General features: G+C 67.9%; 17 protein-coding genes and 7 pseudogenes. 13 read left to right on the forward strand and 11 right to left on the reverse strand.

The features are described 5' to 3' along the window. Positions 1 to 36: 36 nt before the first annotated feature. Both BLW85_RS37650 and BLW85_RS37655 read right to left on the reverse strand, forming a co-directional pair. Positions 37 to 1,179, reverse strand: coding sequence for a serine/threonine-protein kinase (locus BLW85_RS37650; RefSeq protein ID WP_074995901.1), 1,143 nt, complete (start codon positions 1,177 to 1,179; stop codon positions 37 to 39). Next, the gene (locus BLW85_RS37655) at positions 1,176 to 1,370 is read right to left on the reverse strand and encodes a type II toxin-antitoxin system Phd/YefM family antitoxin (protein ID WP_074995902.1); all 195 of its coding nucleotides are present in this window, start codon (positions 1,368 to 1,370) and stop codon (positions 1,176 to 1,178) included. Before BLW85_RS37655 ends, BLW85_RS37650 begins: the two co-directional genes overlap by 4 nt. 388 nt (positions 1,371 to 1,758) lie before the next feature. Here BLW85_RS37655 and BLW85_RS40495 point away from each other — a divergent pair, with 388 nt between their 5' ends. Next, positions 1,759 to 1,941, forward strand: a complete 183-nt coding sequence (locus tag BLW85_RS40495; protein ID WP_244175005.1) for a hypothetical protein — start codon at positions 1,759 to 1,761, stop codon at positions 1,939 to 1,941. A 22-nt stretch (positions 1,942 to 1,963) separates the two neighbouring features. Here BLW85_RS40495 and BLW85_RS37665 read toward each other — a convergent pair. Further along, positions 1,964 to 2,649 (reverse strand): annotated as a pseudogene (locus BLW85_RS37665) (hypothetical protein). A 1,016-nt stretch (positions 2,650 to 3,665) separates the two neighbouring features. On the opposite strand from BLW85_RS37665, the gene BLW85_RS38985 reads away from it, so the two are divergent. From BLW85_RS38985 to BLW85_RS37680, 3 genes are all read left to right on the forward strand, one after another. Next, entirely contained in the window at positions 3,666 to 4,199 is a 534-nt protein-coding gene (locus BLW85_RS38985; protein ID WP_143060498.1) for a hypothetical protein, read from the forward strand. 384 nt (positions 4,200 to 4,583) lie between these two features. Further along, positions 4,584 to 5,435 carry a class I SAM-dependent methyltransferase gene (locus BLW85_RS37675; RefSeq protein ID WP_107409254.1) on the forward strand — a complete coding sequence of 284 codons (852 nt, stop codon included), beginning with the start codon at positions 4,584 to 4,586 and terminating at the stop codon, positions 5,433 to 5,435. Positions 5,436 to 5,891: 456 nt separating this feature from the next. Then, positions 5,892 to 7,118 carry an MFS transporter gene (locus BLW85_RS37680; protein ID WP_208624944.1) on the forward strand — a complete coding sequence of 409 codons (1,227 nt, stop codon included), beginning with the start codon at positions 5,892 to 5,894 and terminating at the stop codon, positions 7,116 to 7,118. A 242-nt stretch (positions 7,119 to 7,360) separates the two neighbouring features. Here the strand turns inward: BLW85_RS37680 and BLW85_RS38990 are convergent, their stop codons facing one another. Then, positions 7,361 to 7,774: a hypothetical protein gene (locus tag BLW85_RS38990; protein WP_143060499.1), complete on the reverse strand. Its 414-nt coding sequence runs from the start codon at positions 7,772 to 7,774 to the stop codon at positions 7,361 to 7,363. A gap of 564 nt (positions 7,775 to 8,338) precedes the next feature. On the opposite strand from BLW85_RS38990, the gene BLW85_RS37685 reads away from it, so the two are divergent. Next, positions 8,339 to 9,544 (forward strand): serpin family protein, encoded by a 1,206-nt coding sequence (locus BLW85_RS37685; RefSeq protein WP_074996378.1) that lies wholly within the window; start codon positions 8,339 to 8,341, stop codon positions 9,542 to 9,544. 51 nt (positions 9,545 to 9,595) lie between these two features. Here the strand turns inward: BLW85_RS37685 and BLW85_RS37690 are convergent. From BLW85_RS37690 to BLW85_RS41015, 4 genes and pseudogenes are all read right to left on the reverse strand, one after another. Further along, positions 9,596 to 10,386: pseudogene (locus tag BLW85_RS37690) on the reverse strand (transposase family protein). Positions 10,387 to 10,537: 151 nt separating this feature from the next. Continuing rightward, the gene (locus tag BLW85_RS37695) at positions 10,538 to 10,708 is read right to left on the reverse strand and encodes a hypothetical protein (protein ID WP_167381362.1); all 171 of its coding nucleotides are present in this window, start codon (positions 10,706 to 10,708) and stop codon (positions 10,538 to 10,540) included. A gap of 52 nt (positions 10,709 to 10,760) precedes the next feature. Continuing rightward, positions 10,761 to 11,234 (reverse strand): carcinine hydrolase/isopenicillin-N N-acyltransferase family protein, encoded by a 474-nt coding sequence (locus tag BLW85_RS37700; protein ID WP_244175007.1) that lies wholly within the window; start codon positions 11,232 to 11,234, stop codon positions 10,761 to 10,763. A gap of 219 nt (positions 11,235 to 11,453) precedes the next feature. Beyond that, positions 11,454 to 12,057: pseudogene (locus BLW85_RS41015) on the reverse strand (IS5 family transposase); the annotation flags it as partial. 210 nt (positions 12,058 to 12,267) lie between these two features. On the opposite strand from BLW85_RS41015, the gene BLW85_RS37710 reads away from it, so the two are divergent. The 5 genes and pseudogenes from BLW85_RS37710 to BLW85_RS37725 form a co-directional block, all read left to right on the forward strand. Then, complete coding sequence (locus BLW85_RS37710; RefSeq protein ID WP_074996379.1) at positions 12,268 to 12,654, forward strand: barstar family protein; 387 nt, start codon at positions 12,268 to 12,270, stop codon at positions 12,652 to 12,654. Between the two features lie 546 nt (positions 12,655 to 13,200). Continuing rightward, positions 13,201 to 14,664, forward strand: coding sequence for an amidase (locus BLW85_RS37715; RefSeq protein WP_074995906.1), 1,464 nt, complete (start codon positions 13,201 to 13,203; stop codon positions 14,662 to 14,664). A 247-nt stretch (positions 14,665 to 14,911) separates the two neighbouring features. Then, a protein-coding gene (locus BLW85_RS37720) for an IS5 family transposase (protein WP_107409255.1) occupies positions 14,912 to 15,717 on the forward strand; the annotation gives its coding sequence in 2 pieces (ribosomal slippage) (positions 14,912 to 15,305 and positions 15,305 to 15,717; 807 coding nt in all). Between the two features lie 4 nt (positions 15,718 to 15,721). Next, a complete protein-coding gene (locus tag BLW85_RS38995; RefSeq protein ID WP_143060500.1) occupies positions 15,722 to 16,063 on the forward strand; it encodes a hypothetical protein in 342 nt (113 codons plus the stop codon). 58 nt (positions 16,064 to 16,121) lie between these two features. Beyond that, positions 16,122 to 16,527: pseudogene (locus tag BLW85_RS37725) on the forward strand (IS701 family transposase); the annotation flags it as partial. Here BLW85_RS37725 and BLW85_RS41020 read toward each other — a convergent pair. Further along, positions 16,508 to 16,654 (reverse strand): annotated as a pseudogene (locus tag BLW85_RS41020) (IS701 family transposase); the annotation flags it as partial. The pseudogenes BLW85_RS37725 and BLW85_RS41020 sit on opposite strands and share 20 nt — an antisense overlap. Between BLW85_RS41020 and BLW85_RS41025 the strand changes: the two are divergent. The 3 genes and pseudogenes from BLW85_RS41025 to BLW85_RS39000 all read left to right on the forward strand — a co-directional run. Continuing rightward, a pseudogene (locus tag BLW85_RS41025) lies at positions 16,610 to 16,745 on the forward strand (IS630 family transposase); the annotation flags it as partial. The pseudogenes BLW85_RS41020 and BLW85_RS41025 sit on opposite strands and share 45 nt — an antisense overlap. Positions 16,746 to 16,953: 208 nt before the next feature. Continuing rightward, entirely contained in the window at positions 16,954 to 17,304 is a 351-nt protein-coding gene (locus tag BLW85_RS37730; protein ID WP_244175008.1) for a hypothetical protein, read from the forward strand. 191 nt (positions 17,305 to 17,495) lie between these two features. After that, positions 17,496 to 17,951 (forward strand): hypothetical protein, encoded by a 456-nt coding sequence (locus tag BLW85_RS39000; protein ID WP_143060501.1) that lies wholly within the window; start codon positions 17,496 to 17,498, stop codon positions 17,949 to 17,951. 269 nt (positions 17,952 to 18,220) lie between these two features. Here BLW85_RS39000 and BLW85_RS38685 read toward each other — a convergent pair. Continuing rightward, positions 18,221 to 18,409 (reverse strand): annotated as a pseudogene (locus BLW85_RS38685) (IS110 family transposase); the annotation flags it as partial. A 112-nt stretch (positions 18,410 to 18,521) separates the two neighbouring features. Beyond that, complete coding sequence (locus BLW85_RS37745) at positions 18,522 to 19,097, reverse strand: hypothetical protein (RefSeq protein ID WP_074995909.1); 576 nt, start codon at positions 19,095 to 19,097, stop codon at positions 18,522 to 18,524. Positions 19,098 to 19,434 lie beyond the last annotated feature (337 nt).

Consider the following 19,434-nt stretch of genomic DNA (forward strand, 5'->3'; position numbering starts at 1 on the left):
ACGCGACGCACCCCGCGTCTTGACTGAAGGACCAGGTCACCAGCTCCTTTCTCGCCTGTGGATGGCATACGCGATGAGGGGAAAAACGGCAAAGACGTTGACGGCGGCCAAGACGAGCAGGGCGACGCCCAGGTCGTTGTGCCCATTGCTACCAGCCACAGGGCCGCCGATCATGAGCGCAATCGTCACACAGGCCAGGGCGACTGCCCAGATCCGTAATGTCCGGACGGCGGCCATGTCCGACCGCTGGATGGGGCGCTGCGGCTTCGTGGGATGCGGTCTCGGATCTGCCCGGGCGACGCCGGAAGATACGCGGTTCGGGAGATTGCCGGGGGCAGCTGTCGGCTTCGGCATCTCCTTCGTGGCGATGCGCCAACTGGATAGCTTCTCCAACGCGGCAACGGCGTCCAGCCGTTTGTCGGATGCCTTGTCCAGCAGGCCGAAGATCAGCGGTTCGAGGCCGTCGGCCTTCTTCATCGGCGGCGGGGGCTGCGTTGCCACGGCGACCACGGTGGCCGTCGGCGAGGCTCCCTTGAACGGGGAGACGCCCTCGACGGCCTGGTAGAGGGTGACGCCGAGCGCGAACAGGTCGCTCGCGGGCCCTGCTTCCGCTCCACTGATGCGTTCGGGTGCGAGGTACTCCGCAGTCCCGATGACGCTGCCCACGGTGGTGAGGCGGGTGTCGTCCTGGTGGGCGGCGATCCCGAAGTCGGTCAGCAGGATCCGGCCGTCCTCGGCCATCATGATGTTCGCCGGCTTCACATCACGGTGAACCACCCCAGCGTTGTGGGCTGTGTCCAGGGCTTTCAGCATGGCTTCCGCGACATCGGCGACCATCTTCGGCGCCAGCGGGCCCTTCGTCATCTGGTCTGCGAGGGAGCCGCCGCGGACCAGCTCCATCACGATCCACGGCCGGTCGTCCTCGACGATGACGTCGTAGACCGGGACGATGTGCGGATGGGAGCGGAGCTTGGCGGCGTTGCGGGCTTCCCGCTCGGCGTATATGAGCCGCTTGGCGTGTTCGCTGGGGTCGAAGGCAGGAGCGAGCCGCATCTCCTTCACCACGACGTCGATTCTCAGGCGTTCGTCGTGGGCCTGCCAGATGCGGCCGAAGCCGCCCTCGGCGAGCTTGTGTTCCAGACGGTAGCGGTCGGCAATACGACGTCCTGGGGTGGTCATCCGGCCAGCGCCTCCCCGGCCGCCTCGGGCCTGTCGCCGGGATCGTCAGCCTGCCCGGGAGGCATGGGCACGATGGTGGCGATCGCCTGGCCGTGGTCGGTCAGGACGATGGGCTCACAGGTGGTGGCGACCCGGCGGGCGATGTCGCTCAGGATCGGCCGCGCATGGGTAATCGATACCGCCTCGGTCATGAACCTAGTGTGATGAGGTGTCACGACTCCGGGAAAGGGATCGAAGCGATCACCACCGGATGGCCACAACCACAGGTTCGCCGACCGGCTTGGCCTCGGCGGCGGGCCCACACGCGGGGCTGTACCTTCCCTGGACAGGTCAGCACACCCCTTGAGACTCGAACCGCACGCTCGCGACGCCCCGGAGAAAAGTCGGTGATTTCGACTGCTCGGGCGAGGACATCGAGCGGGACTGGGTAGCGCGCACGGGCTGTTGGAGCCACACCGAGCGGGTGCTGCTGACCTATGAGCAGGTGCGCGCCTACGAGCTGCCCGCGACCGAGGGCTAGCGCGGCGATCCGAGGTGGCCGGCCTTCGCCCGCCGCTACGGCTTCGACACCGCCGCCCGGTGCAGTGGGAGGTGGAGGCGCTGGAGCCGGCCGAACTCCGGCGCATGGTCCTCACCGCCGTCGCCCCATACATCGACCGCGACGTCCTCGCCCGGCAGATCGCCCGCGAGGACGAGCAACGCCGCGCCCTGGCCGCCTACCTGGACGGCTGGGACGCGGCGGGTGGGGGAGCACCGACATAGCGCTGGACGTGCGCCCGCAACCTCAGGCGGCCGCCGGTGCTGGGCGCAGGGAGGCGAGCGGTGAGCGCCGGCCTTTCCCCACCGCGCGCAGCAGTTCCCAGTCGACTTCGGCGTGGTCGGGGACGATCGCGTCGACGGATGCCGTGGTGTAGAGCGCGACGTCGACGGCCCCGGCCCGGCTGGTGCCGAAGCGGACCTCGATCGACTGCGGTGAGCGGACCCAGCCGAGCCGGACCATGTGGTCGAACTCGACCCTGCGCACTCCGAGGCGAGCGGCGGCCTGATCGGGTCCGAGCGGGGTGTCGGCGGCGACCAGATCCGCCATATCAGCGCGGCGGCAGACCTCCGCGACCTGGCCGGGGTGATGCAGCGTCCCCTCGGGGTTCGCGCTCAGGTCGACCAGCAGGCCACGACCGACGAACCGCCGGACCACGAACGCCGTCACGCTCGCCTTCTCGCCGATCACGTTCGGGGTGCCGAGCGCGTCGGCGATCCGGCCCGCCGCCGCGCCACCGCCAATCGGCGGGCAGGGCATTGCGGCACGGATGGCGCCGGCGTCCAACGCCTCCACAGCGGCCCTGGACCACTGCCAGGACGAGGCGTCCGGGTCGGGGATGAGGGGCTGGTGTGCCGGGCCCACCGGAAGGCCGCTACGGGCACCTTCAGGCGCCTGGCGGCCTGGCTCGCGTCGTACTCGGTTCGTCGCATGAGATCACTTCTCGCTCGTTCACCGGAAGCAGCGGACAGAACATGTCCGAATACTTAAAAAGATGTCAATACCCATTTAAAGCAAGCAAGTTGGACGCGCACCGCTAGAAGCTGCGCCCGCGTACGCGAAGGAAAATCACCCACCTGGGTGTCGTCACGGACCGGCCCGACCGTGAGGCCAACCACGCCCGACGCGACCCCCGACCACAGCTCCGGTCAGGGCGTGTCCGACGCGCACGCCGCACCCCGCCCCCGCGACACCACCGCCCTGCGCCGCCGCCTGCCCGTCTGTCCGTACGGCTGTGGTGGCACTACTCGAAGACCGCCTCCTCAGCGCCGGCGGCACGCTCGGAGCTGCGACACCTCGTCCGCGCCCACGGAACGTCCGGGCTGCGTGACCCATCGCCCCGGTCGACCAGGTGCACGAGGTTGCACCAAAAGTTGTGCCTATCTGTTGCGCTGGACATTGCGCCATGGGTTGCGCCTACTGTTGCGCGGCCCGCAGGACCGTCCCCGTGTCCGTGATGCCGGTGTCGTAGCCGGTCGCATCCGGCAGCTGCACGGCCCCGGCCGCTGTCGACCTCGGGCTCCCTCACCTCCGACATCCGTCACAGCCGGATGATCAGCAGGCGGAGTTATCCGGGGCATGAAAAACCTTCGCAGAAGGTCGGCCACGGTCGCCGGTTTCCTGTGCCGGCCGTCGGCACCCCGACAGTCGTCGCGCCCGCCCGCACAGCTCGCGTTGCCCCGGCAGCCGCCCACCGCGCCCCGCCGCGCCGCGGGCGGCACATCCCACGAGGCCACACGGAGGAAGCGGGCGTCCCAGCATCCGCAGGTGAGTTAGTTGGCAAGATCCTGCTCTCAGGGGTGTGGCAGCCACGTGCCGGGACGGTAGTCCTCCAGTAGTTGGGCTCCAGCCGGCGGGGTGCGCCACGGGCGTTGCCATGAACCGAGCGGAGTGGGGGCTTGAGCCGTCAGAATTGTGAGCATAAATGGGGGACTGCAAGGAGGGGCCAATGGTAGATCCGCGCAATTCCAGTGATCCGGAGCAGTTGACGAAGTGGCTTGGCCTCTTCATCTCGATCTTCGCCATCCTCGCCTGGTTCGGAGTGGATAATTGGCACGAACTTGATGCCTGGCTACACCGCAACGACGCGAGTCGTGCTGCTCCTTCCGCACATGTCAAGCCTGCTCCCTCGTCGACTGCGGTTCCCTCCCCTCGCCCAACTTCCACCGCCACAGCTGAGCCTGGTTGTGTCGAGGCGGTGTCAGCCCTCAGAGCTTCCCTAGCGAGCATGCAAGGATCGACTCCCGCCCCCGAAGCAGCGGCCAACGAGTACAGAGGGTTCGCCCGCAACTTTGACCACGCTGCTGACGATTCCGTCGATCCCCACGTTGAGGCAGCCCTTCGGGCAATGGCGATTGATCAACGCACTTTGGCCGATGATGTCGAGGCCCTGGACTTCGGTGCTGCTGACGCCATGGGGAACCAGTTCCACACCGACGCTTCCACACTCTCGACGGCCTGTCGAAACGTCGGACGGGGCTGATCCAACGCCCTTCCTTCGAGCACGCGGTATCCGGGCGGACCAGTGCTGCGGCCGTGCGAACGTCGGCGGACAGACGGCCCACGCGATCAGCGAGCAGATGAACGCTCCCGCAGGTTACGCAGGACTGAACGGCTAACGCTCAGTACCTCCCAAGTTGGTGCAGAGAAGGGCGCGCCTCAGCCGACGCCTCTTCGCGACGTGCTGATGATCACCGCCTGCCGGTGGCTGGCTTCCCGCGCTGCGGCGCGCTCGCGGGCCCGGGCGCGCTGTTGCGCCTGGCGCTAAGAGGTCGTAGGCGATCAGTGCGCGCATGACCGGCTGACCACGCATGAACCTGACTCCACTCATCAGTCCCCCTTAGGATCGATCATCTAGGCTGGCGCGGTGACTGATGAGCAGGAGCGGGTGCAGCCGTCGGGAGTGTGGGCCACGGCAGTGGGGGTCGCCCGGGTGCGGGCGCTGGAGACCGAGCGGGAAAACGCCCTGTTCCGCGACCCACTGGCACAGGCCTTCGCCACCGCCCGCGGCCTATGGCCCTCCTCGCCACCGCTGCCCGATGACGAGGCCGCGCGCCGCCGCCGGCTGGCCGTGTCGTTCTCCATCGTCATCAGGACGAGGTTCCTCGACGACCTGTTGCAGCAGGCCTCCGCCTCCGGGGTCCGGCAGGTCGTGCTGCTCGGCGCTGGCATGGACAGCCGGGCCTTCCGGATGGACTGGCCCGAGGGCACCCGGCTGTTCGAGGTCGACACCGCCGCCCCGCTGGACTTCAAGGCTTCAGTACTGCGCCAGGAGCGAGCCGTCGCGCGCTGCGAGCGGATCACCGTCGCGGTGGATCTGCGTGAGGACTGGCCAGGCGCGCTGGCCGCCGCAGGGCACGACCCGGCGGTGCCGACCGTGTGGATCGCCGAAGGACTGCTGATCTATCTGCCCGAGGACGCGGTGGAGTTGCTGCTGGACCGGATCAGCGCGCAGTCGGCGGCAGGTAGTCGGATGGGGCTGACGTTGGGCTCGCGCGGCGTGATCGAGCGCTTCAGCGCGGACGCCGAACCGGGATCAGCGGCGTCCATGTGGGTCTCGGAGATGCCCGACGACCCGGTGGGCTGGCTGGCCGGGCACGGCTGGGAGGCCGACAGCCACACCCTGCGTGAGCGCGCTGCCGCCTACGGCCGCCCGATCAGCACCCCTCCGCAGCGCGAGGAGCGGCCCGGCGGACTGATCTCTGCAGTCCGCCGATAGAGCGCCTCGCGGGTCTGCGCGCTCTGCGGTGCACCAGTGAGCGAGGAGACGACGCGACGGCCGACCGGCAGGGACGAACTGCCCGACATCAACGAGGCCTTGTCCGCGGCCCTGACCGCACAGGGCGAGCCGGGAGTGTGAGCGCTGGGCCTGCTGCGGGACGCTCGCCGGATCCTGGCTGGCACCGGGCTGGAACGGCCGGACGAGATTGTGCGGCAATGCGCGTGCGTCGCAGAAGGAACTTACCCAAGTCGCGCGTGAACTGAGTGGCGCCGGATCGCCGCCGTAGAGCCCCCTTACCGAGCCGGTGATCTGCGACGACCGCGGGGACGCCGATGAGCGGATTTGCGACGCCACCCTTCGCGACGGCGCTCATGTCGCAGATCTGCCAGCCCTCGCCCCGCCGCGCCTGCTGAACTGATCAGACAACAGCACACTCATCACAGGACGGAATTCATGGCTGCATCCACCACCGCCATCATGCGCGATCCTGGCGGGGCCGATTCACCGCACCGCTCCCCGGTGATCGGATGGCTGGCCGTCGTCGCGGTGATGCTGGGGATCTTCTCCATCGTCACGACGGAAATCCTCCCCATCGGACTTCTGACCAAGATCGGTGCGAGCTTCACCATCTCCGACGGGATGGCCGGACTGATGATGACCATGCCCGGCTTCCTCGCGGCGATCGCCGCACCCGTCGTCACCGTCGCGACCGCGCGGATCGACCGCCGCCTGATGCTGTGCGCCTTCATGGTCCTGCTCGCCGCGGCGAACTTCCTGGCAGCGGCAGCCCCCGACTACTGGCTGGTCTTGGTCTCCCGCGTCATCGTCGGCATCGTCATCGGCGGCTTCTGGTCCATCGGCGCCTCACTGGCCGAACGCCTAGTCCCCGCCGAATCCGTCGCCCGAGCCACAGCGGTGATCTTCTCCGCGGTGCCCCTGGGTTCCGTACTCGGCGTACCGGCCGGCACGTTCATCGGCGACCTGGCCGGATGGCGTTCCGCGTTCATCGCCATGGGCGGCCTCACCATCGGCGTGCTGATCATGCTGCTGATCGTCACGCCGCCCCTGCCACCGCAGCAGACCACCCGCCTGGGCGTCCTGCGGGGCATGCTCAACAGCGTCGCCACGCGCTTCGCCCTGCTCCTGACCGTTCTGGTCGTGCTGGCGCACTTCGGCACGTACACCTACATCACCCCGTTCCTCGAGCAGGTCACCGACGCGGGCTCCGGGCTCATCACCGTCTTCCTGCTCATCTACGGCGCGGCGGGCATCCTCGGCAACTTTCTGGGCGGCTCCCTGATCGCACGCCACCCGCGGGCCACCTTCGGCACCGCCGCCGGTATGATCGCCGCCGCCACCCTGCTCCTGCCCGTCGTGGGCCAGTGGAAAGCCGGAGCGGTCGCCCTCCTGATCGTCTGGGGCGTTGCGTACGGGGCGGTGCCCGTCTCCTCCCAGACGTGGTTCACCAAGGCGAGTCCCGACACCCCCGAGGCCGCCTCCGTCATGTTCACCGCGGCGTTCCAGGCCACGATCTCCCTCGGCGCCCTGACCGGTGGAATCGTCGTCGACGCCAGCTCGCCCTCGACGGTCATGACCCTGGGTGGCATGACGGCCGTCCTCATGGTCATCGCCGTATGGGGCCACTACGCCCGACGCCTGACCTGGCCGGACAACGCCTGACCCCGCCCCGGCCTCGCTGATCCAGCACAGTGCGATGACCGAAGCGCTCGCCAGCGGCCGGCCCCTGTACCTGCTCCACACCACCAGGGACATCGCCGCCATCCGCACCAGCGGTGAGCTGCACGTCTCCACCGGATCTCTGGTCGGAGCCCTGTACTGCTCACCCCTCACTCGTCAGCGCGAGGGGTGGCGCCCGCACAACTTCGGTGCCTACCTGATGCGGACGAAGCCGAGCACCACGCTCATGATCTTCGAGGTCGTCCCGGACGCTCCGATCCCCCCAGGGCGTGGGCTATCTGCACCTCGGCGCCATCCACCTGCGCACCTACCTGCGCTATCAGAGCCTCCTCACCAGGGCTGAGAACGACCGGCTTGACCATGCCGTGCGGGCCGGACTGGGCGCCGCAGCCATGTTCCTTGACATGGCGCTGCGCAACGCAGCCGGCGGCGCGGGGGCTCCCGACTTCATCGACCAGTTGGGCGCCGCTGTGCCCGCCGTGCCGCTCCTCGGCTACCTGTACTTCGAGGTGCTGGCCGCGTACCTGATGCTCCAACTGGTCGTACAAGCGGATCGCGTTCGCCGCCGTGGACGGGATGCACCAGTTATTCGACCTGGCCCGCTTCCATTCGCGCCACCAGCAGCTCGTCCAGCTCACGAGGCCGTGGAACCGGCGCTCGCCCCAGGAGTCGCCGAGGCTGGGCCTGACGAGACTCCGTCATGCACGTGGCGGCACGCGGCCAACCTTCTGGTCGGCCAAGTAAAGCTGTACCGGATCTCCGCCCCTCATCCCGACGAGCATGAGGTAGTAGGCGTCAAGCTCACGGGCACATCGAGCACACACCCAGCCATAGACTGGCTTCTCGGTCCGGCAACCGGCTCCGCATCGCTCGCAGGAACCACGCGACTTGGTCTTCTCCCCACCCATGAACGCCACGCTGAGGCGTGGCAGCAATCGCCACAACACCACATACAGCCGTGCCGCTCTCGTGCCAGAACCGGCGGGGCCGCACGGGGATCGGGATGCACCCGAGGCAAGACGACTCGATCGCGCCGAGGGAAGACAGCCGCAGGTCAGGCGCTTGATCCACCAACCTCGCTTCTAAAGTCGTTGTCCACACCTGTCACTGAGGTTTTCTCAGTGACCGCGACGTTCAATTCGCTCGCCAGCCAGCACTTCCGGCTCTACTCTCGCGAGGATCGGGAGCAACGGAAGGCAGGCATGGCCAGTCACGGCACAGTCAAAGCCATCAACGGACTGACCGCACGTTGGGCCGCGGCCCTGCCCCACGACGGCACGGTATTCGCCGCAGCCGGAGTGTGGCCGTTGCTCGGCCTCCTCGCCGACGGTGCCGCAGGTCCCGCCCGGCAGGAACTCTCGGATGCCCTCGGCATCCCGGCGGACGGCGCCGCAATGGCGGCACGAGACCTGGTCTCCACGCTCAGGACGACGCGTGGCCTGAGTGCGGCTCTGGGACTGTGGACCCGCGGCACCCTGCCCATCGAACCGGCCTGGCTGGACCAACTGCCCGCCGATGTGCACGGGCAGCTCACCGGCGACCCCATCAGCGACCAGTTGCACCTCGACGCCTGGGCGGCCAAGTGCACGGACGGGCAGATCGACGCGATGCCGATCACGGTGAACGACAAGACTCTGCTGGTGTCAGCCAGCGCCCTGACCCTCCGCACCGACTGGATCCGGCCCTTCACCCCAGGCGGAATGGAAGCCGAAACAGGGCCCTGGCGCGGCAAGGACCTGGCCGGCCTGCACCGAACCACCAGTCTCCTGAACCGGGTCGGCGTGGCAGACATGGCAGCCGGCCCCCTCACCGAACTTCAGATCATCGGCACTCATGGCATCGACGTCCACCTGTACCTCGGAACACCTGAGGCAACCGCAGGCCAGGTACTGACTGCCGCCCTGGGCGCACTCCACAACCGCCGGGCAATGGTCCCTGGCGATCACCTCCCTTACGGCACTCCAGGCCCCGGGCTGTCCGTGACTCGCGTCCCCAGTGTCGACGGCGAACCCACGCTCCACGTATCCACCGTGCCGTTCACCGTCAAAGCCCACCACAACCTGCTCAACCACCCCGGCCTGTTCGGCCTGCGCACGGCGACGGACGCCTCGCAAGGCCACTTTCCCGGCATCAGTGCCAAGCCTCTTGCTGTCCAGGCCGCCGCACAGGCTATGACGGCGACGTTCGGCGCACGCGGCTTCCGCTCCGCGGCCGTCACCGCCTTTGCCATGATGGCCGGTGGCATCCCGCGCTACCCCTTCCGAGCCCGCGAGATCAGCGCCCGCTTCGACCGCCCCTTCGGGTTCCTCGCTTTGCACCGCACCTCCCGACTCGTCCTCAACGCAGGCTGGGTCGCCAACCCCGACACCTTCGAGGAAGCCTCCCCGGGCCTGGTGAGCGCCCCATGAGACGCAGGGCCGCAGAAAACTCGGCCAGGCACTGGGGCTTTTCAGCAAAGATCATTCCCAGTGGCCGTTGAGGACGAGGGCGGCGCGGGCGATGTCGCTGATCCGGCTCGGGCTGAGCGTGACGTGCTTGAGCGCGCGCCAGCGTTCCTTCAGTTCGGCGGCGGTCCGCTCGCCGAGTGCGCGCAGGTCTCTGATCAACATGTTCGTGGCGCGGGTGTCGGCGTGCAGGGCGTGCTCGGACTGGCCTTTCGGGCGGCGGGTCGGGACGCGGATGCCGATGCTGGCGCCGATGTAGCCCTTGTCCGCCAGCGTCGGCAGGCCCTGGGCGGCGGCCCTGTACAGGGCGGGCAGCGCGTGGAGGCGGGCGGCTGTGATGTCGGGCGTGGGCCGGGCTCGACCTCGGAGACCCACAGCGGCGTGCCGTCCGGGGCGGACAGGAACTGCACGTTGCCGCCGAACGCCTTGTGCTTCCTGCCGTTCTCGCGGTCCCCGGCGGCCCGGTCGCACTCGATCAGCGTGCCGCCCAGGATCACGTGCGCCATGTCCTGCGTCTGACAGCTTTTCAGGACCTCGTTCGGGTCGGGGGCCCGGGCGGCGAGGACGTCGATGCCTTCGTGCAGGTAGCGGTAGCCGGTGGCTTGGGAGACGCCGGCATCGCGAGTCAAGCAGTGCACGCAGCCACGCTCGCGGAGCCAGCGCAGCACCAGCACCGCCTGGCGGAACGGGCCCAGCGCCCGCGAGACGTGAGGCGTGCGCAGTTGCCGCCGGTGTGCGGCGAGCAGGCGGGCAAGAAACTCGACGATGTGGCGCGGGACGTCGAGCGTGGCAGCATAGGTGACCAACGTGAAGCCTCTGGTTGTCGCGGACGATCTTGTGGTGAAAACCGTCCTACCAGGGGCTTCACGTCTGTCCGCCACCGGGCACTGCCCGCCCGATGCATCCGGAACCGCCCGGATCACACCGTTTCGCAACGATTATTTCGCTGAGAAAACCTCACTGGGTCCACACCCGCTGGAATTCTTCGGCCGGGATGGCTTCCAGCGGGTCCTCTTCAGGGTCGAGCGCTTGGTCTGTCAGGAAGCCGTGCTCATCCTCCAGGTGCTCCCAGCTGTACCGGTGGAGTCGGCCGGCCGGAGTCAGCTCGGCCTGCTTGATGGCGATCAACTCACCGAGGCCGGATACGGCCTCGAGGTATCGGGCGACGGTCGGTTGTGCGTCAGTGATCGTTGTTGTCGGACAGTCCCAGGGCAACGGTGCGTGCTCCCGGCGTGAATTCGGCGATGGTGTGTTCCCAGTGCTCGCCGGGCCATTGGTACGTCACGCAGCCCTCCGCAGGGCGGTAGTGGGCCGTGTACACGGTGCCCAGCCAGTGGTCGTACGCGCGCTGGTACAGCGGTGGTCGCAGCATCGCCGGGACGTCGATTCCCGCCGCCCGTACGGCGGCAAGCCGGGCCTGTGTCCGGGTGGTTCGTTCCTGCTCGTCCGGCACCGGCAGGTGCTGGTGGTTGGCGGCGCAGGAGTCCGGTGCCTCGGTCATCGGAATGTCGGGGCCCACGTGAACCGTCACGCTCCGGTCCGGGTCGACGAGAGTGACGTTCTGCGGGATCGCGACGGGCAGGGTGCGCAGTCTGCCGACCGCCTCGTCGACGGTCTGGCAGGTCTCCAGGACGTAGCGCAGCACGAGGGGCATGGCGAATCACGGTCCGTGGACGAACCGTCCGCCGAAGGTGAGCGACACCGCGAGGCCGGCGTCGTTCATGCCGTCCACAGGCTCCACCCCGCTTCCTGCATGCCGACCACGGGGCGCAGGAAGCTGGAGGAGAGATGGTGCCTTCGCAGTGCTCGGGGGCGAAGTCGTAGTTTCTGGGCAGCGTGCCCGATGTCGTCGCGGATCTGCAAACGGCGGAACCGCGAACGCGCGCTTTGCGAAGCAGCGTTGGGCGCCGAGTTCGGAAGCCGTGTTCGTTGCCCCGGCGGGCGATCAGCGGTTCAACGCCGGGGCCCCAAACGATCCGGCGGTACTTGTGATCGTAGCCGCGGTCACCGAGCACCGCGTCGGGTCGGCGTCGGGGCCGAACACGTTTGCCCCGCACCGGCGGCACGGCCTGGAGTAGTGGAATCAACTGGGTGACGTCCGCGGTTGCCGCCTGCCAGAGTGACGGCGAGCGGGATACCGGTGGCGTCGGTGATCAGGTGGTGTTTGCTGCCCGTCCTGCCCCCGTCGACAGGGCCTCGTCCGGTCTTGGCTCCCCCTTTAACACCCGGATGTGGGAGCCGTCGGCCGCCGCCTGAGAGAAGTCCAAGGCGTGCGCAGCGCGGAGTTCGGCGAGGAGGACTCGTGCAGCCGGAACTACACGCCGACCTCGGTCCACTCGGCGAGGCGGCGCCAGCAGGTCATGCCGGAGCCGAAACCGAGTTCCCGGCAGGTGTTCCCAGGCGATCCCGGTGTGCAGCACGAACGGGTTGCCGTAAAACACCAGCCGGTTCGGATGACCCTTGCGTCCCGAATGCCGGGCCGACGCTCAACCCTGGGCAACACGGCTCGATCTCCGCCCTCCACTCGTCATCGACTTCCCACGGCTTTGGCCCGAGCCACCCCACACCCCCGGATCATCGCTCCCGGGGTGATCCAACCACCCCGAAGATCATTTCGTGGGAGTTCTAAGCGGAGGTGGCCAGAATCGAGGGAACGCGACCGCAGAGCCGCGCGTATGCTCCGAGCCGTGACAACGACATACGTGCTGGACGGCAGGCAGATTAGAACGCTGGAGGACTTCTGGCGAGTCATCGGCGAAGCGATCAACGGTCCGGGGGGTTACTTCGGTCGAAACCTCGACGCCTTCGCTGACTGCCTCAGCGGTGGCTTCGGAGCGCCCGACGACCGTGAGTACGTGGTTGAGTGGCGCGACCACCAGGTATCTCGACAGCATCTCGGCTGTCCGGAGACAGCTCGTCAGCTTGAGATCCGGTTGTCACGCTGCCACCCCACGAACCGCCCCTCTGTCTTCGCCGACCTTGGCGCAGCAAGAGATGGACGCGGATTCACGGTCTTCGATTGGCTGGTCAAGATTTTCGACGATCGCGCCCCTGGCGTCCTGCGACTCCAGTGACTGGTCACGAGGACGCCTTGTTCAGCACCCGGGGAGATGGCTGTGGAGGTGCTCGACTTCGACGTTACGGCCGCGTTCGCGAAGTGCTCGGGCAGGGAGTTCTGTAAGTTCGGCGGCCCTTTTCCGGACTATAGTCGGGCAGCTCGGTCAGGAGTGAGGCCGTGCACGTCGTCGAACATGCGCTCCCTCCTGGACACTGTTGCTTCGATGTTCAGGTGGCCTGGGTCTGATCGCTGTTCTCTCGGTCCGCAAGGAACTCGTCGAGTAGTTGGAAGAGAACCTCGATCGCGCGGGCTTCATCCTCTGCCGGCAGGTCCCAGGGGTTGTCCCGCAACGGCAAGCCGTCTGCCGTGAGAACCGCAGAGGCACCATGCCCGTGGGCCTTTCGCCCTGTGACCGGATCGGTCCACCAGGCAGGACCAACATGATCGGCGACAAGACCGACTGGTGCCCACCGGTTCAGGGACAATGGGCTCCGAACACGGTTGCCACGGCGGTGCGTTGCGACGTTTCGCGGCAGAGGCAGAACCGAGGAAAGGTGGACACATGACGGAGAGCCCCGTGTCGAGCGAGGAACTCGCATGGCTGGACGCGACGGCGCAGGCCGAACTGGTGCGGCGCGGTCTGCTGACGCCGCGTGAACTCGTCGAGGCCGCCATCGAACGGATAGAGCGGCTTAACGGCACACTCAACGCCGTCATCACGCCCCTGTATGAGAAGGCTCTCGCCGATGCGGAGGCGTCCGGGTTGCCCCATGGCCCGTTCCGCGGCGTGCCGATGCTGCTGAAGGATGCCCTGTGCCAGACCGCGGGTGATCCGTACTACGGGGGGATGCGCGCGCTGCGGGACCGCGACTGGCGGGCTCATGAGGACTCCACCCTGGCGGCACGGTTCCGGTCGGCCGGTTTCGTCTTCTGCGGCCGGACGAACCTTCCCGAGCTGGCCACCAGTGTGACCACGGAGCCGTTGGCCCACGGGGCGACGCGCAACCCGTGGGCCCTCGATCGATCGCCTGGCGGCTCGAGCGGTGGGTCGGCGGCGGCGGTCGCCGCTGGCATGGTCCCGGTGGCGCACGGCAACGACATGGCCGGCTCGATACGGATGCCCGCCAGCGCCTGTGGCGTCGTCGGTCTGAAACCCACGCGGGCACGGTCCTCGTTGGGGCCACGGTACGGCGAGTACTGGGGAGGGGTGACGCACGAGCACGTGCTGACCCGGTCGGTGCGTGACACCGCCGCCGTGCTCGACGTGACAGCCGGTGCGGCAGTCGGTGACCCGTACGCGGCGGCACCCCCGACGCGGCCCTACCGCGAGGAGGTCGGAGTCGATCCGGGCGCACTGCGGATCGGGTTCCGCTCGATCCCGCCGGGTGCGACCGCCCCGGCCCACAAGGAATGTGTGGCGGCAGTCGAGCACGCGGCCCGGCTGCTCGACCGCCTCGGCCACCACGTCGAGCCGACACCGGCGGCGGCGCTGGACGCACCCGAGCTGTTCCAGGCCCTGCCCACCCTCTTCTCAGCCATACTCGCCTGGGAGTTGGAGCAGTGGTCGCAGCGTCTCGGCGAACAGCTCGAACCCGCCGACCTGGAGCCGATGAACGGGGCGCTCGCGGAGGCGGGCCGCTCTGTCACGGCCGCGCAGTGGCTCTCCGGCATACAGGCGTGGCAGCAGTGGGCACGAGGTGTGGCCGGCTTGTGGGAGACCGAGGTCGATGTCCTGCTCACGCCGACGCTGCCCACTCTCCCGCCGCACCTTGGTGAGCTTGCCCCGGAAGCGAAAGCCCCGATGGACCTGGTGGCCGATGTCGCAGGATGTATCGCCTTCACCCTGCCGTTCAACGTCACCGGCCAGCCCGCCGTCTCCCTGCCCCTGTACCGCACCTCCGACGGACTCCCCGTCGGCGTGCAGCTCGTCGCCGCGCACGGCCGGGAGGACGTGCTGATCCGACTGGCCTCACAGCTCGAGCGAGCCGCTCCGTGGTCCGGCACGCACCCCCCGTTCTCCGCCTGAGGGATTCGAGGTAATTAAGGGCTCGCAGAAAAACAACACGCTGATTTTTCAGCCTTGTTGAGCAACTGTGGTAGCGGTCGTCGACCTGCTGCGATCTCCGTACGGCAAGGTAAGAACCCTTCCGGACCAGCGCGGTGCGGATCGCTGTGACCTGTAAGAACGCCTAACACAATGAGATGGATCGGTCCCGGTGGCCGTGTCCGGTCGTCGGGATCGGCGTTGTCCGGCCATAGGGGCTTGACCGAGGATCGTGTCGGATGACCTGTGGGAGCGGATCGAGCCGCTCTTGCCGAAGCGGGAGCGACGGTTCAGATACCCGGGCCGCAAGCCGGTCCCGGATCGGCAGGTGCTGTGCGGGATCCTGTTCGTGCTGCACACCGGTATCCAGTGGGAACACCTGCCCCACGAGCTCGGCTTCGGGTCCGGTATGACGTGCTGGTGTCGACTGCGGGACTGGAACGAGGCCGGGGTCTGGCAGCAGCTGCATGAGGTGCTGCTGGCCGAGCTGAACGCGGCGGCCCGGCTCGACTGGTCGAGGGCGGTTGTCGACTCCGGCCATGTCAGGGCGTTAAAAAAAGGGCTCCAGACAGGCCCGTCGCCAGTCGACCGGGGGTGGGCCGGCTCCAAGCACCACCTGATCACGACGGACACGGCACCCCGCTCGCGGTCATCCTCACCGGCAACAACCGCAACGACATCACCCAGCTCGTGCCCCTGCTTGATGCCGTCCCGCCCGTCCGAGGCAGGCCCGGGCGGCCTCGCCGCAAGCCTCAGTCGGTCTTCGCCGACCGCGGCTACGACCACGACATCTGTCGCGACCAGGTCCGGGCCCGTCGGATCCTCCCCGTCACTGCCCGGCGCGGCACAGCCCATGGCAGCGGCTTGGGCACCTATCGGTGGGTGGTCGAGCGCACCTTCGCATGGCTCCACGGTTTCAAACGACTTCGCGTCCGCTGGGAACGCCGAGCCGACATCCACGAAGCCTTCCTCAAGCCCGCGTGCTGCCTGATCACCCACCGCCAGGTGCTGTCCTTGGCCGGCCCGGCAAACTGATCGCATGAACCGAGACGCCCTGCAATCCGCACTGTCCCAGGATGGCTGCATCTCTGCACGCGCAGCTCTGGCCGAGTTGAAGGCAGGCGCGGACTTCGAGGTCTTCTTGAACCAAACGGCTTCTGCACGACAGCTCTGGGACATCTGGTCCTGGCGGCACGAAGTCATGCTCGACACGGGCGTCACACCTCGGCCCGGACTTGCGGAAGCCATCACCGGACTCCAGGCCGCAGGAACAGCTCGGGTCTACATGGCGACCGTCACTGGATCGCAGAGACGTTTCACGATCTTCCTGTCGGAAGACCTCACCCGGTGCGTCGCCTGCTTGACTACCTCATTGTGTTAGGGACTCTAATGCTCCAGCAGCGGATCGTGTCCTGAGCTGGTGCTGTCGTTGTCCTGGCATGGACGGTACGACTGAAGTCGGTTGCTGGGCTGCAGAGCTGGAGGCGGTTTTCGCCCGGGTGGCGGGCCGGTTCGGGCGGGCGAATCTGCGGTGGCGGATGCGGGATTACGTCCGCGGTCTGCTGGGCCAAGCGGCACGGGAAAACGGCTGGCAGCTCGCGGAATGGGCAGGTCATCGCACTCCCGACGGCTTCCAGCGGCTGCTGAACAGCAGCGTCTGGGACGCCGACGCCCTGCGCGACGACACCCGCGTCTACGTCGGTGAGTCCCTCGGCCCCCATGGTGTGTTGATCATTGACGACACCGGGTTCATCAAGAAGGGCACCACCTCGGCCGGGGTCGGCCGGCAGTACACCGGAACAGGGAAAGATCGGCAACTGCCAGATCGGGGTGTTCGCCGCCTACGTGCTGCGAGTGCGGTCAGGACGGCATGAGCGAGCATGGCCAGGGTGATGTGCCGATACCAGCCGGGATAGCGGCGGACCTCGCGCTGGTCAAGCGAGAGGTCGGCAACCTCGCCGCGGCCGCCCTCGCCCAGATGACCAAGGCCGTCAAGCGCAGCCTCAAGCAGATCCAGTACCGACCCGGACGTAGTCGACGGCTGCCTCGCCGACGCGGGCCTTGCCATCGGCGACAAACGAACGCAGGGAACGGCCAGCCGGCACGTGGCCCTACGATCGCGGCACACCCCGCCGAACGCTTGTGCCGACGAATCGAGTGAGCCCGTGAGCGACGACGTCCTGTCGATCATTCCGACCGATCCCCAGTGGCAGCCCGACCGAGCGGGCTGCCGCGCTCGCCGCGGACCTAGCTTCCGGCCTGCCCGATGGCGTGGAGGTCGAGATCGACGTCACCTGGCACGACACCCTTACCCCCGTCGACTGCGGCGACAACCTGGCACGGATCGGCTGCCCGCACTGCGGTGCCTCGATCGACACTGAGTGGTACGCCGACCTGCTGGAAACCCACGGTGAGGACGGCTTCGCCACCTTGGCCGTGGAAGTGCCCTGCTGCGGCGAAGACACGTCGCTGGACGTGTTGGACTATGACTGGCCGTGCGGCTTCGCCCGCTTCGAGATCGCCATCTGGAACCCCGAACGTGACTGGTTCCGCGACGAGGAACTGGCCACTGTCGGCGACACACTCGGGCATCCGGTGAAGCAGATCAGAGCCCACATCTGACTCGGGTCTCGGTAGGAACCGAGTGCAGCCACCGTGCCCACCACCGCAGCTGGCAATCACCCGCCGCAGGCCCGGTCCCCACGCCCGCGGGGATGGTCGCGACGAGTCGCTCAAGCTGGACCTGACGTTCCTCTTACGCGTATGGACATGTACGCGAATCACTGCCGACGAGTAAACCAGGAGGTGCCCCGTTGAAGTACAGAGATCCCGAGAATCGATCCAAAGGTGAGTCTCATGGTCATCCGTTCCCCTCGGAGGAAAGCGTCGCCGCAGGGCATGGACTGGCAGACCGCGTTTGCCGAGAACTGGGCCGTGCCGGTATTCCCGCGTACGTCGTGCGTCCGGAAGTGACGAAACAGCCCGGTGCCAGGGTGGAAGTCGACGACAGCCATGATGATCACGTCGGCGGCCTTTATATTCGCTGGAGCGCACCGGGTCTGGCAGAGGCCGGCATAAAGGCAGTGACAGAACTACAGGACTCGGCGGCGCCGGAATGGAAACATCATGCCGAGGTCGTTCTCCTCATACAGACGGCGCTGATCGGCATCCTGCGGTTGGCCGGCTTCTTCGCCGTACCGGCCGAGGACGTCGACGACATCGCCAAGGGCGATGTCTACGTCCACGCCAGTAGGCCATCGTTCTCGTGAACACCGCGCCGACGGGCGGGCCTGACGACCAGACCCTCAGGTCAGAGCGCGGGGGCGGGAAGAGGACACGAGGACTGAACTGCTCCCCCTGCCGGGGGAGGGGCCCGGCGTCACCTCGCGTTCGAGGTGCTGTTCTCCTGCTCCCCGCACCCGCGAGGACGGTTCCCTGAGATCGAAACTGACGCACAGTTCGGTGTACTGCTCCCCGCACCCGCGGGGATGGCCCCCAGTGGAAGATGATCGTGAACACGGCTCCGGTCTGCTCCCTGCGCTCGTCGCTGTTCGTGGACTGCCGCGAGCGAGCGGGCCAGTGACGGGATTACGAGGTCGAGGGTGCCGGTGCCCGGGACCACGACGGTCTGCTCGTCGAGGGCGTCGAAGACCTCGTCGATCAGCCGAGTGGCCATGCGGGGGGCGGGGGCCTTGGCCCGGATCACCTCAACGAGTCTGCGGCGACCTCACCCGGACGCCGAGGAGCGCGCCGAGGCGGGCCTGCGGGGGTGCGGGCGGCCTGCTCCAGCTGCTGCTGGCGCCGGAGCAGGGGCTTGTCCGTCGACAGGGCCGTACGGCTCAGGAGTTGCCCCAGGCTTCGAAGAATCGCGTGCGGTCGTCCTGGGTCTCGTGCAGCCGGCGCTTGGCAAGCAGTACGTGCCAGGCGGTGGTCTCGGCGTCACGCAGCCACAGCTGCCCGAGGTAGCGGCCGTCTGCGACGAGCGTGTCATGCGCCAGTGCGTCGCCGATCACCTTGGCCACGGCGTCGCGCTGGTGGTCGTCGAGTTCCGCTAGGAAGCTGAGCACGCGGTTGGCGATGCCCGCTTCGTTTCCCCTGGCCAGGCGGTCGAAGGCCGGGCCGCCCATGTTGCCGGGGTCGATGTACAAGGCGGCAGTGCCTCCCGCCTCCTCCAGCGCGCCCCAGAACGCGTTGCCGTCGGGCGTGCCCGGCAGGGGGAGGGCGGCGAAGAGGTCGATCAGATGACCGTTGGCTGCCTGGTTGTACGCGACGTCGCAGGTTGTCGCAGAAGCGATCTTCGCGACGTGCCCGGCGGTCAGCCCTGCGCCCTGTGGCCAGTCCAGTGTGGTGTTGAGCTGCTGGGCGAGGTGCTGGGCCAGCTCACCGTCGTTGTCGAGGAATCGCCGGATGATCACAAGTTCCCCCAGGTCATTGCCAGTTGGCGTACGGAGGTGGCTTTCATCGCCTGTCAGTCTGCCGAATCGGACGGTGATCCGCTGGGGTGCGTGGACAACGGCCGAAAGTGCTTGTCCGGGGTCGGCGAGATCGGCGCCGCCCGGGCCTGAACCGCCGTACGGCGCCGGGCAGCTGCTCGGACGTCACCGCGGCCGTACGCGAGCGGGCCCTGGCCATCGGCTCCGAGCGCGCCCGGCCCCTTCGTACGATGCGGCGTCCGGATCACGTGTCCTCCCCTTCGCGTCGGGCCTGCGCGAGCAGCACGGCCATGACATCGTTCGCCTGGTCCTCGGTCCG

Origin of the sequence: Streptomyces misionensis (genome assembly GCF_900104815.1) — a bacterium.
Lineage (GTDB): Bacteria > Actinomycetota > Actinomycetes > Streptomycetales > Streptomycetaceae > Streptomyces > Streptomyces misionensis.

Coding starts and splice junctions, on each gene's coding strand:
- BLW85_RS37700 (WP_244175007.1), bottom strand. CDS start 11,234: ATGCCCCTCGTGCTGCGCTACGTCCTGGAGACCTGCCAGACCGTCGAC.
- BLW85_RS38985 (WP_143060498.1), top strand. CDS start 3,666: ATGGTAGATCCGCGCAATTCCAGTGATCCGGAGCAGTTGACGAAGTGG.
- BLW85_RS37715 (WP_074995906.1), top strand. CDS start 13,201: ATGACGGAGAGCCCCGTGTCGAGCGAGGAACTCGCATGGCTGGACGCG.
- BLW85_RS37680 (WP_208624944.1), top strand. CDS start 5,892: ATGGCTGCATCCACCACCGCCATCATGCGCGATCCTGGCGGGGCCGAT.
- BLW85_RS37650 (WP_074995901.1), bottom strand. CDS start 1,179: ATGACCACCCCAGGACGTCGTATTGCCGACCGCTACCGTCTGGAACAC.
- BLW85_RS37685 (WP_074996378.1), top strand. CDS start 8,339: ATGGCCAGTCACGGCACAGTCAAAGCCATCAACGGACTGACCGCACGT.
- BLW85_RS37655 (WP_074995902.1), bottom strand. CDS start 1,370: ATGACCGAGGCGGTATCGATTACCCATGCGCGGCCGATCCTGAGCGAC.
- BLW85_RS38995 (WP_143060500.1), top strand. CDS start 15,722: ATGAACCGAGACGCCCTGCAATCCGCACTGTCCCAGGATGGCTGCATC.